This is a genomic window from Pseudomonas edaphica (assembly GCF_005863185.1).
Lineage (GTDB): Bacteria > Pseudomonadota > Gammaproteobacteria > Pseudomonadales > Pseudomonadaceae > Aquipseudomonas > Aquipseudomonas edaphica.
In genome coordinates, this window is record NZ_VBVZ01000234.1 from 1 (window position 1) to 9,049 (window position 9,049).

Sequence of the window (9,049 nt, forward strand, 5' to 3'; positions counted from 1 at the left end):
GGTTGTTGAGAAGGTCAGCTTACGGCCAGGAGTGGTCACTCCGCATCACATCCCCGGCCTGAAAGCCTGGATAGCCGAGTTGACCGTTCACGATGCAGTGCAGCAGCATGTGATCAATCATTAAGTGCTTCCAGGAAATCTATGCATAGCCCTGTAGATCTTCATGAGTTGTTGGCGCACGTCAGAGATGAACCGTCGTTCATACGATTTATCGAAGCCCTCGGTGTAGATTTCGCCAGCGGGCGTTTAATTGAAAAGACATCGCCTTCATCGGCCTATGGGCCAAGTGCTCTAGGCTGGGAAAATGTGTCCGTTGACGCGTTTTTCGATGCGGCAGCTTCGTGGGCAGACGCCAGTTCCCGACTTGCCCAAGAGGATAGGTCGATACCCAATGTTTGGCATCGCTGTGCGGCCATTTTGCTGGCTGGGAAGTATTATGAGTGACTCGGGGACGACATCCGCAACTTGGAAGGGAACCGTGGACGGGAGGTTGCCAAAGAACCAACGCAATAAGCTTTTGGTTGAAGCCGAAGCCTACGGTTTAACGTTGAATGATCTTGCTGCCGCCTGCGAGGAATTCGGCGTGGCCCCCCGCAATCTGCTGAACGAGCTATCCATAGCGGTTGCTGAAGGCTACTTGGCAGGGGCTTTGACTTACGAGTTCTGCGATGGCGTCATGAACGGGCTCATCGCTGCCATCGTTGATGTGGGCATGACCAATGACATGCCGCAGCCTGCTTTCTCGCTTTATCAGGCCTTTGATCAGGGGGAGTGGGGGCGCCATGATGATCCGCCGGAGATTGATACCATTGAGAAATATGTGAAGCCGCTGGTTGTGCAGATAATGCGTGAGTTTCAGGGTGGTAGCGGATATCGGCCAGAAGCAGATCTTTAAGCTGGAAAAATAAATCCTTCGAATTTCTTCCCGCTTTGAGAGTTTGTCTACGCACTTTTACACTCTCTGGGCTGGTAAGCAGAGTTGGGAAATCAACTCGTCCCCTCTTCAAAAGTAGGTGCAAATGATGGCTCCCTTCGTTCTTCAGGACTTTGACGTTGGATGGGTCGCTACCGACGCCCTCGGACAGGTTGCGCTCTTCACTACAGGTGGCCCCGGACCAGTTCCTGATTCCGCGATACCCTCAATCAAAAAAGGGGACGGATTTATATGAAGGTAAATAAATCTGTCCCCTTTTTCCCTTTTTCCTTTGAAAATCCGAATGCTTACCGTACGATTTTTCCACATTCACTATCGTCTACTTTTGAGGTAAACATACATGAAAAAAATTGTATTCGTCATTATTCTATCTGTCATAACTCCGATTTGCTTTTCAAAAAATAATGATGAGAGTGTGGGAGGGAACACCATTCAAAACTCCCAACCCATTCTTAATGGCCTGGATTTGGCAGGTCTTACATTTAAAGAAAATATTCAATCTATTTATAAGCAAGCTCGTGTTAATGCAATTCCATCAGAAGAGAAAACATTGCTTGGCTATGAAAGGACGGAAAGCTCTTCGCTTGGTTTTTTGAGTTACAATGGCTTGGTTGTTTCTGGTGATTTTAAGAGTATGAAAAACAGGATAATTTTTCATTTTTCTGAGGCGGACGAAAAATTATCAATGTACGAGTTAATGATTTATTCGCAATCACAAAATAGTGAGCTTTTCGGGGCTATTCAGAAAAAAAATGGTCCACCGCTTGTTACAAAGCTCAGCACTGACTATGAGAGTGGCATCAGCTTCAAACAAGCCGTATGGGCAAAAGGAGATATTATTTACTTTCTTTTGCAGAAGCTGGAAAAGGATAATGTCGAAATCTCAAATTTTGCAGTTTTTGAAAATACTAATAAAGATTTTTATAAACTGCTTGGACAAAAGGGTTATGCCATTGATCCATCATCACTTATTGAAGAAGCATTAAGGCAGCGTTGAGGAATGCTTGCAGGGATTTTGCGACTGAATGCGAGCCAGTACGGTGGGATGCAAGCCCACTTGCAATTAATATGTGCCCGAAGGCTTCGTCAGTTGCAGATAATTTGAGCCGAATACGGGATAAATATTCCGATGGTCAAGCCACCAAAAAAACTCTCCCTGCGCCGGGCGCGGAGTTGCAACCGGATGAGGGCCGTAACAGTCCAAGAGCGCTCTGGTGATCGCACAATGCTGCGGCGCGAATATGGCAGAAAAGACGCCATGGAACACGATTACCCCGAGTCCCCATCGGTTTTGGCAACTGTAGAGCCATTGCGCTACATGGAAGCCCCTGATTTCATAGACGCATTCAATTGTCTGACTTTTGCCAATTAGCCAGTTCTGAATGACGAAAGCGGGTCGGACGCCGCCTGACCCGACCGGCAGCTTTTGGCCGAAAGCCCCCCTTTCCACGCTAACCGGTCTACCATGGCACCCCCCGGCAGTGGTCCATGCGCTCCCGATCATTTTTCTCAAGGTATCGCCATGTCCATCGACCAAATCTCCCTCCCCAAAGGCGTCGGCCCTCACGCCGCTAAGCTTCTCGACGCCATCACTGGCGCCGCGACCCACGAAGAACTCAACCGCGCTGGCGGCAAAGCCGAAGGATTTGTGTTGGGCCTGGAATCCACCAAAGCCATCAAAAGCCAGATCGCCGAATCCTTGTATGTGGCTTACGACGATGCGGCGAGTAACCGCGCGGGTGAGTTGAAGGGTTAAGAGCCCGGCACTACAGGAAGTTGCGCGCGCAGGGCGTTAGACTGGGCGCCTTTTATTTCTCAGGATGAGGCTGTCATGTTTAAAGTTGCTCTCGCGTCACTGCTGCTGACCTGTGCCTTCGGCGCTCAAGCGGGCACGAGCGTTGATGTCTCGAAGATTTACGGCAGCATTCAGTACGTCGATCACTACCCTGACTACAAGGTTCAGGTGGTCGATCACTACCCGGACCTCAAGGTGAAGAGGGTGGATCACTACCCTGATTCAGCCGGCAAGTGGAAAACGGTGGATCACTACCCCGACTACAAGATTCAGATTGTTGATCACTACCCGGATTTCACTATTCAGTACGTGGATTAATACCCTGTCGTTAATTGAAGGCAGCGCCCTTTGCGGCGCTGCCGTGGGCTGTTTATCAGCCAGGGCAAGGTGCTTCACGGTCGAGCAATTTGGCCGTGAGCAGCACGCCCAGTTCGCTCAGTTGGTGGATGGCGAGGGCGATGTCGCGGTGTTTGCCGCACAGGTCTTCGGACAGGTCGAGCAGCAGTGTGCTGACGCTAGTGAAGGTTTCGTAGCTGTTGGTGATTAGGGTTTCGGTGTTGGCGTCGGGGACGACGGTGAAGAGGGTGGTTGAGTCAGTTTTTGCTTGAGTCATAACGATATCCTGGTTTTGGCCGCCATCTTTTCGCTACTAAACGAAAAGGTGGCAGCTGTGCGCAGGTTAGTAGACCGGTGGATATCAAAGCCGGCGCGCCCGAGGACGCCCTACGCACAGCCACCATCAAGCACAGACGCAATGTCTGATTGATGAAGCTCATGCACTTTTCAATACCCAACTCAGGCTACTAAACCCGATCACTGAACATTCAGCGACCGAGCCACCTTAGAGACGGCCACCTCAGCGCACAAGCCGGCGGATTCTGACGCACGCGTAGGCAATGGAGCAAGGTGGTGCGGGCTTGTTCACCATTCCCTGTGGTTAGGAAACTCCCTTGTGGCGAGCAGGCTTGCCCTGCGTTGGGCTGCGAAGCGGCCCCGAATTCAGGCGGCCGGGTTTCCCTCTTGGACCGCGGTGGCTGGGTTGGGAGCGCTGCGCACTCCAGCGCAAGGCAAGCCTGCTCGCCACAACAAGCCTGCCTGCCACAACAAGCCTGCTCGCCACAACGAACCCGCTTTCCACAACAGTACTGCTCACCACTTAGAACGCCTGGTTCACCCCAACCCCACGCATGATCGAAAACCGTGGGTCGATCAGCTTCAGCGTTTGCTCACCCTTCAAGCGGCCCACCACCACGGTGTAGGTCTTGGGCACTTCGGAGAGGTTTTCCGGGTTGCGGGCCAGTTTTTCAATCGCCGGGGTGTTGGCCCAGTCGGCGATGGTTTTCTGGCGGATGTCCACGGTCACCACCCAGGATTTATCCACGGCAGCGCCCATCGGGTTGGGGTTGGCGGCGATGTTCTGGATCTTGGCGATTTCATAGCCCTGGGCGTAGCAGAACCCGGACTCTTGCTGCACATAGGCGGCGCGGCCGTTGTCGGTGAGGCTGTAGGTGTTGGCGCTTTTGGTCAGCAGGCCGGCGTCGGTCAGGGCGTCGAAGGCCGGCTGGTTGGCGCTGGAGGTGCCGCTCATGACGCCGTCACCCAAGGTCACCGGGAAGCGGTTGAACATCGCCGCCTTCACGCAGGAAGCGCCTTCCAGCCGGGGTTGCAGCGCGGCTTGAATGTCGGTGTCCGACGGGCTGTCGCTGCAGGCGGTGAGCAGCAGGGCGCTGGCGGTGATGAGGGCCATTTCTCTGATTCGCATCGTTTTATCCTTGACGATTGGTGGCGGGCGGGCAAAGTGTATAGAAACATTGCTGTCACGAAACCCTCCCCGCCGTCGTGTAGGTTCGGTGACTTGAGCCACCCTGAACACACAAGGATTAAACATGACATTGACCGTCAACACCCTGCTCGAGCTGGCCATGGCCAACCCCATCAACGCCGAAATCACCGCACGCCTGCCCGACCTCGGTGTGGAGCAGTGCATGCTCACGGCGGGCTGCCTGTTCCAGGCCGTCTGGAACCATCAGTCAAACTTGCCTGCGGCTCATAACGTAAAGGACTACGACGTCTTTTACTTCGACACGGACTTGTCCTACGAAGCGGAGGACAAAGTGATCCGCGCCGCCGAGCGGTTGTTTGAGGATTTGGGCGTTAATGTCGAGGTCAAGAACCAGGCGCGGGTGCACCTTTGGTACAGCGAGCGCTTTGGTCGGCCTTATCCGCAGCTGCACTCGGCTAAACAGGGCGTGGACCGTTACCTGGTGGCCGGCACGTGCATCGGGCTGGAGATCGACACCGGCGAAGTGTACGCGCCCTATGGGTTGGCGGATGTGGAGCAGGGCGTGTTGCGCATTAACCCGCTGCACCGCGAGCCTGAGTTGTTCGCCGCCAAGGCCCGCAGTTATCAGGCGCGCTGGCCTTGGCTCACGATCGTGGCGCCTGAGGTTATGCCGGGCCGAGGCTGAGCAGCCATCCGACCCCGGCGCTGCCCAGCACCACCAGCCACGGGGGTAATTTCCACACCATCAACGCCATCAGGGCAATCAGGGCCAGACCGAAGTCCCGGGCGCTGAAGATGGCGCTGGTCCACACCGGTTGGTACAGCGCTGCCAGCAACAGGCCAACCACTGCAGCATTCACGCCCGCGAGAGCCGCTTGGGTGCGCGGGCTGCGGCGCAGGCTTTCCCAGAAGGGCATTGCGCCCATCACCAGCAAAAACGAGGGCGCAAAGATCGCCAGCAGGCAGAGCAAACCGCCAGGCCAACCGGTGGGGGGCTGTTGCATCGACGCGCCAAGGAATGCGGCGAAGGTGAACAGGGGACCGGGCATGGCTTGCGCCGCCCCGTAGCCGGCCAGGAATACGTCGTTGCTCACCCAGAGTGTCGGCACGACCTCCGCTTGCAATAGCGGCAGTACCACGTGGCCGCCACCGAACACGAGTGCACCGGTGCGGTAGAACGCGTCGATCACGGCTACGTCTTGGCGGGTTGTGAACTGCGCCAGCAGCGGCAGGCCCGCCAGTAATATCAGGAACAACGCCAGCCACATTGCCCCGGTTCGACGGCTGAGGGTGATGGGCAGCGCGTCGTGGGTGGTCGGCGGCGGGGTATTGAGCCAGAGCAGGCCGGCCAGTGCCGCTGCGGCTATAACACCCACCTGGCCCCAGGCCGAGGTTTGCAGCAGGGCTATGCAGGCGGCGATCAGCATCACAGTGATGCGCGTTGCGTCGGTGCACAGGTTGCGCGCCATGCCCCACACGGCTTGCGCGACGACGGCGACCGCCACGACTTTAAGGCCGTGCAGCACGCCGGACGGGATGGCCGCGCTGTGTTGGGCAATACCCATTGCAAACAGGATCAGCACCACGGCCGACGGCAGGGTAAACCCCAGCCACGCCGCCAGCGCGCCGCCGTAGCCCGCCCGTGACAGACCCAGCGCAATGCCCACCTGGCTGCTGGCCGGGCCGGGGAGGAATTGGCACAGTGCTACAAGGTCCGCATAAGTGCGCTCACTCAGCCAGCGCCGCCGGGTGACGAACTCGTCGCGAAAGTAACCCAGATGCGCCACCGGACCACCGAATGACGTGAGCCCAAGGCGCAGGAAAATCAGGAATACCGACCAGGGGCTGGCGCGGTGGTCAACAGTGGAGAGGTTCAAGGCGCAGCATCCCAATGACGGCAAACGGATTAAGGCGTAGAGGCACCCTAGTCGATTTTGATGACGCGAAGAAGAGGCGCTGGTTTGTGCAAATTGCCGCGCTGGATGGAATTTATGCCCGTGTGTTTGAGTCATTGAAATGGCAGGGAACAAGGCCTCCCACCCATCACCGCTGATTTCAGCCCAGGACAGCCCATGATCTTCCTTATTTTCCTCATCGCCTGCGGCGCCGCCGCCAGTACCGGCATCATTTTCAAGCCCGGCCAGTGGTACGAAACCCTGGTCAAGCCCGGCTTCACTCCACCCAATTGGCTGTTTCCGGTGGCATGGACCGTCATCTACCTGCTGCTCGCCTGGGCGGGCTATCGCCTGACGATGATTCCTGGCAGCCAATTGGCCCTGGGCCTGTGGGCGGCGCAGATTGCGCTGAACACGCTGTGGACGCCGGTGTTTTTCGGGGCTCACAACCTCTTGGCCGGGATGGTGGTGATCGTGCTGCTGTGGCTGGTAGTGGCAGCGTTGGTGGTGATGGCGTTGCGGCTGGACTTGATCACCGGCTTGATCCTGTTCCCTTACCTGGCGTGGCTGAGCGTAGCGGCGGCGTTGAATTTCTCGATTTTGCGTAATAACCGCTGATGGCTCATAAACGCTGGCCCGCGAGCGAGGCTGAATTAGTCCAGATGCGCCAGTTCAATAAAAAGCTGGCCTGGCTGCCGCGTTTTAAAATCCGCAATCGCGTCACGCCGCGTTTGATCCAGGCGTTGCTGCGGGTCAGTCAAAAGGTCAAGAAAGCGCCTGCGGCTGAAACCCGCCGAGTGGCCGGTGTGCCCGTGCGTATCCTGCGGCCCGAGGGGAAAACCAACGGCGTGGTGCTGGATATCCACGGCGGCGGCTGGGTGATCGGCAATGCACAGATGGATGACGACCTCAACCTGGGCATGGTGCAGGCGTGCGGCGTGGCGGTGGTGTCGGTGGATTACCGGCTGGCGGTGGACACGCCGGTTGAGGGGTTGATGGAGGACTGCCTGAATGCAGCGCGCTGGCTGCTCAGCAGTGATGAGTTTGCAGGCTTGCCAGTGTTCGTCGTGGGTGAGTCTGCCGGTGGGCATTTGGCGGCGGCAACCTTGCTGGCGCTTAAGCAATGGCCGGACCTGCTCAAACGTGTAAACGGCGCGGTGCTGTACTACGGCGTATACGACTTGACCGGCACACCGAGCGTGCGCACGGCGGGGCCCGAGACGTTGTTGTTGGACGGACCGGGCATGGTCGAAGCGCTGCGCCTGCTCACGCCGGGCTTGAGTGATGAGCAACGTCGGCAGCCGCCGTTGTCACCGTTGTTTGGCGACTTTACAGGGCTGCCACCTGCGTTGATGTTTGTTGGGGAGCTGGACCCGCTCAAAGACGACACCCTGCTGATTGCCGAGCGCTGGGGCATAGCGGCAGAGGTACAAGCCCATCTGTTACCGGAATCTGCCCATGGGTTTATTCATTTTCCGGTGGCGATGGCGGATGGCGTACTTGCTTACAGTCGGCGGTGGATATCGGCGAGGATCCAGTCGGTACTCGCTTGTAGTGGTTAGCCATTCACCTGCACCCCGCGTAACCTCTGACACCCTGGTTTCCAGATTCCCGCAAGGACGCACACGTGACCATTTCCCATGCAGTTGTAGGGCTGTCGGCATTTTTGCTGGTGGCAGATGTTCAAGCCGCCGAATACAACTTCTCGTTTGATGTGCCCTACGGGCAGTACGAGCGGCAATTCAAAATGAAGACCCCAGGTGACGGCACGTTGAGCTGCACGGTGTTCATCGAAAAAGAGTACCGGGGCGAGAAGTGGGTGCCGGCAGTGATTCTGGCGGCTGCCGAAGACGATGCCGAAGACGACACGCTGTTTCTGTCCAGTTCGACCGAGCCCAACGGCGGGCCGCGCACGTTCCACCTGCGCACGTTCAACCAGGCGAAGCCGGTCATCGACAAGACGCAGTGGGAGGCCCCGGATGAGAAGGGCGTGTATAAAATGGCCGTGTCGTGGTATGCCAATGGCGCCATCGGTTATCAGTACGGCATCTACGCGAGTTGGCAAGAGAAGCAGTTCGTCGAGAAGCCAGGTTTTTCCACGCGGCATGTCAGCGTCCATGCGTCGGGCGTGAAGGGCTCTGCTTTGTGCTACGTGCATACCAAGTGACACTGAGCGATCGAGATTGTATGGCACAAAGCCTGACCATTCGGACGGTGACGGCCGCCGACCTTCCGCAGGTGCTGGCCTTTGTTCTGCAGGCCCGTGCCGAGCTTTTCCCCAAGCTCAGCGCCACGGGCCTGCCGGATGACTTGGCGCGATTTGAGGCCGTTTACCTAAAGGGTGACGGCCAGTTTCTGCTGGCCTGTGTTGAAGGTCAAATCGTGGCTGCCGTCGGCTATCTGCCGTATGACGGGCGCTTCCCGCAGTTGAATTACCAGGGCCGCAAAGTCGTCGAGGTTGTGCGCCTGTTCGTGCTGCCGGCGTTTCGCCGTTTTGGTTTGGCAGGGGAGTTGTATCGCGCATTGGAGGCTAAGGCACAGGCGCATGGTGTAGAGGTGGTTTACCTGCACACCCATCCGTTTTTGCCGGGTGCGATTGATTTTTGGCGGCGGCAGGGGTTTGAGGTGATCGACGTCGAAGC

At 57.1% G+C, this 9,049-nt stretch carries 13 protein-coding genes; 10 read left to right on the forward strand and 3 right to left on the reverse strand.

Annotation, left to right across the window (positions count from 1 at the left end; translation table 11 throughout):
- Nucleotides 1-141 precede the first annotated feature (141 nt).
- The 5 genes from FEM54_RS35120 to FEM54_RS16620 all read left to right on the forward strand — a co-directional run bounded on the left by FEM54_RS35120 (nucleotide 142) and on the right by FEM54_RS16620 (nucleotide 3,047).
- On the forward strand, nucleotides 142-444 hold the full coding sequence (locus tag FEM54_RS35120) for a DUF7660 family protein (RefSeq protein ID WP_117139476.1): 303 nt from the start codon (nucleotides 142-144) through the stop codon (nucleotides 442-444).
- 46 nt (nucleotides 445-490) lie between these two features.
- Entirely contained in the window at nucleotides 491-895 is a 405-nt protein-coding gene (locus FEM54_RS16605; RefSeq protein WP_138451957.1) for a hypothetical protein, read from the forward strand.
- A gap of 379 nt (nucleotides 896-1,274) precedes the next feature.
- Nucleotides 1,275-1,931, forward strand: coding sequence for a hypothetical protein (locus FEM54_RS16610; protein WP_138451960.1), 657 nt, complete (start codon nucleotides 1,275-1,277; stop codon nucleotides 1,929-1,931).
- Nucleotides 1,932-2,456: 525 nt separating this feature from the next.
- A complete protein-coding gene (locus FEM54_RS16615; RefSeq protein ID WP_017136893.1) occupies nucleotides 2,457-2,690 on the forward strand; it encodes a hypothetical protein in 234 nt (77 codons plus the stop codon).
- A 75-nt stretch (nucleotides 2,691-2,765) separates the two neighbouring features.
- Nucleotides 2,766-3,047 (forward strand): 7(1) septoil knot domain-containing protein, encoded by a 282-nt coding sequence (locus FEM54_RS16620; protein ID WP_138451962.1) that lies wholly within the window; start codon nucleotides 2,766-2,768, stop codon nucleotides 3,045-3,047.
- 55 nt (nucleotides 3,048-3,102) lie between these two features.
- On the opposite strand, the gene FEM54_RS16625 is transcribed toward FEM54_RS16620, so the two are convergent.
- Nucleotides 3,103-3,342, reverse strand: a complete 240-nt coding sequence (locus FEM54_RS16625) for a DUF6124 family protein (RefSeq protein ID WP_058422484.1) — start codon at nucleotides 3,340-3,342, stop codon at nucleotides 3,103-3,105.
- 543 nt (nucleotides 3,343-3,885) lie between these two features.
- A complete protein-coding gene (locus FEM54_RS16630; protein WP_171045853.1) occupies nucleotides 3,886-4,491 on the reverse strand; it encodes a hypothetical protein in 606 nt (201 codons plus the stop codon).
- Nucleotides 4,492-4,615: 124 nt separating this feature from the next.
- On the opposite strand from FEM54_RS16630, the gene FEM54_RS16635 reads away from it, so the two are divergent.
- Nucleotides 4,616-5,197, forward strand: a complete 582-nt coding sequence (locus FEM54_RS16635) for a nucleotidyltransferase family protein (protein WP_138451964.1) — start codon at nucleotides 4,616-4,618, stop codon at nucleotides 5,195-5,197.
- Here the strand turns inward: FEM54_RS16635 and chrA are convergent.
- The gene (gene chrA, locus FEM54_RS16640; RefSeq protein WP_138451966.1) at nucleotides 5,178-6,389 is read right to left on the reverse strand and encodes a chromate efflux transporter; all 1,212 of its coding nucleotides are present in this window, start codon (nucleotides 6,387-6,389) and stop codon (nucleotides 5,178-5,180) included. The two genes, FEM54_RS16635 and chrA, sit on opposite strands and share 20 nt — an antisense overlap.
- Nucleotides 6,390-6,584: 195 nt before the next feature.
- Here chrA and tspO point away from each other — a divergent pair, with 195 nt between their 5' ends.
- The 4 genes from tspO to FEM54_RS16660 all read left to right on the forward strand — a co-directional run.
- Nucleotides 6,585-7,025 carry a tryptophan-rich sensory protein TspO gene (gene tspO, locus FEM54_RS16645; protein WP_138451968.1) on the forward strand — a complete coding sequence of 147 codons (441 nt, stop codon included), beginning with the start codon at nucleotides 6,585-6,587 and terminating at the stop codon, nucleotides 7,023-7,025.
- A complete protein-coding gene (locus tag FEM54_RS16650; protein WP_138451970.1) occupies nucleotides 7,025-7,969 on the forward strand; it encodes an alpha/beta hydrolase in 945 nt (314 codons plus the stop codon). The genes tspO and FEM54_RS16650 overlap by 1 nt, the downstream gene beginning before the upstream one ends.
- 65 nt (nucleotides 7,970-8,034) lie before the next feature.
- Nucleotides 8,035-8,574 (forward strand): hypothetical protein, encoded by a 540-nt coding sequence (locus FEM54_RS16655; protein WP_138451972.1) that lies wholly within the window; start codon nucleotides 8,035-8,037, stop codon nucleotides 8,572-8,574.
- A 20-nt stretch (nucleotides 8,575-8,594) separates the two neighbouring features.
- A partial coding sequence (locus FEM54_RS16660; protein ID WP_138451974.1) for a GNAT family N-acetyltransferase occupies nucleotides 8,595-9,049 on the forward strand: 455 nt, incomplete at its 3' end.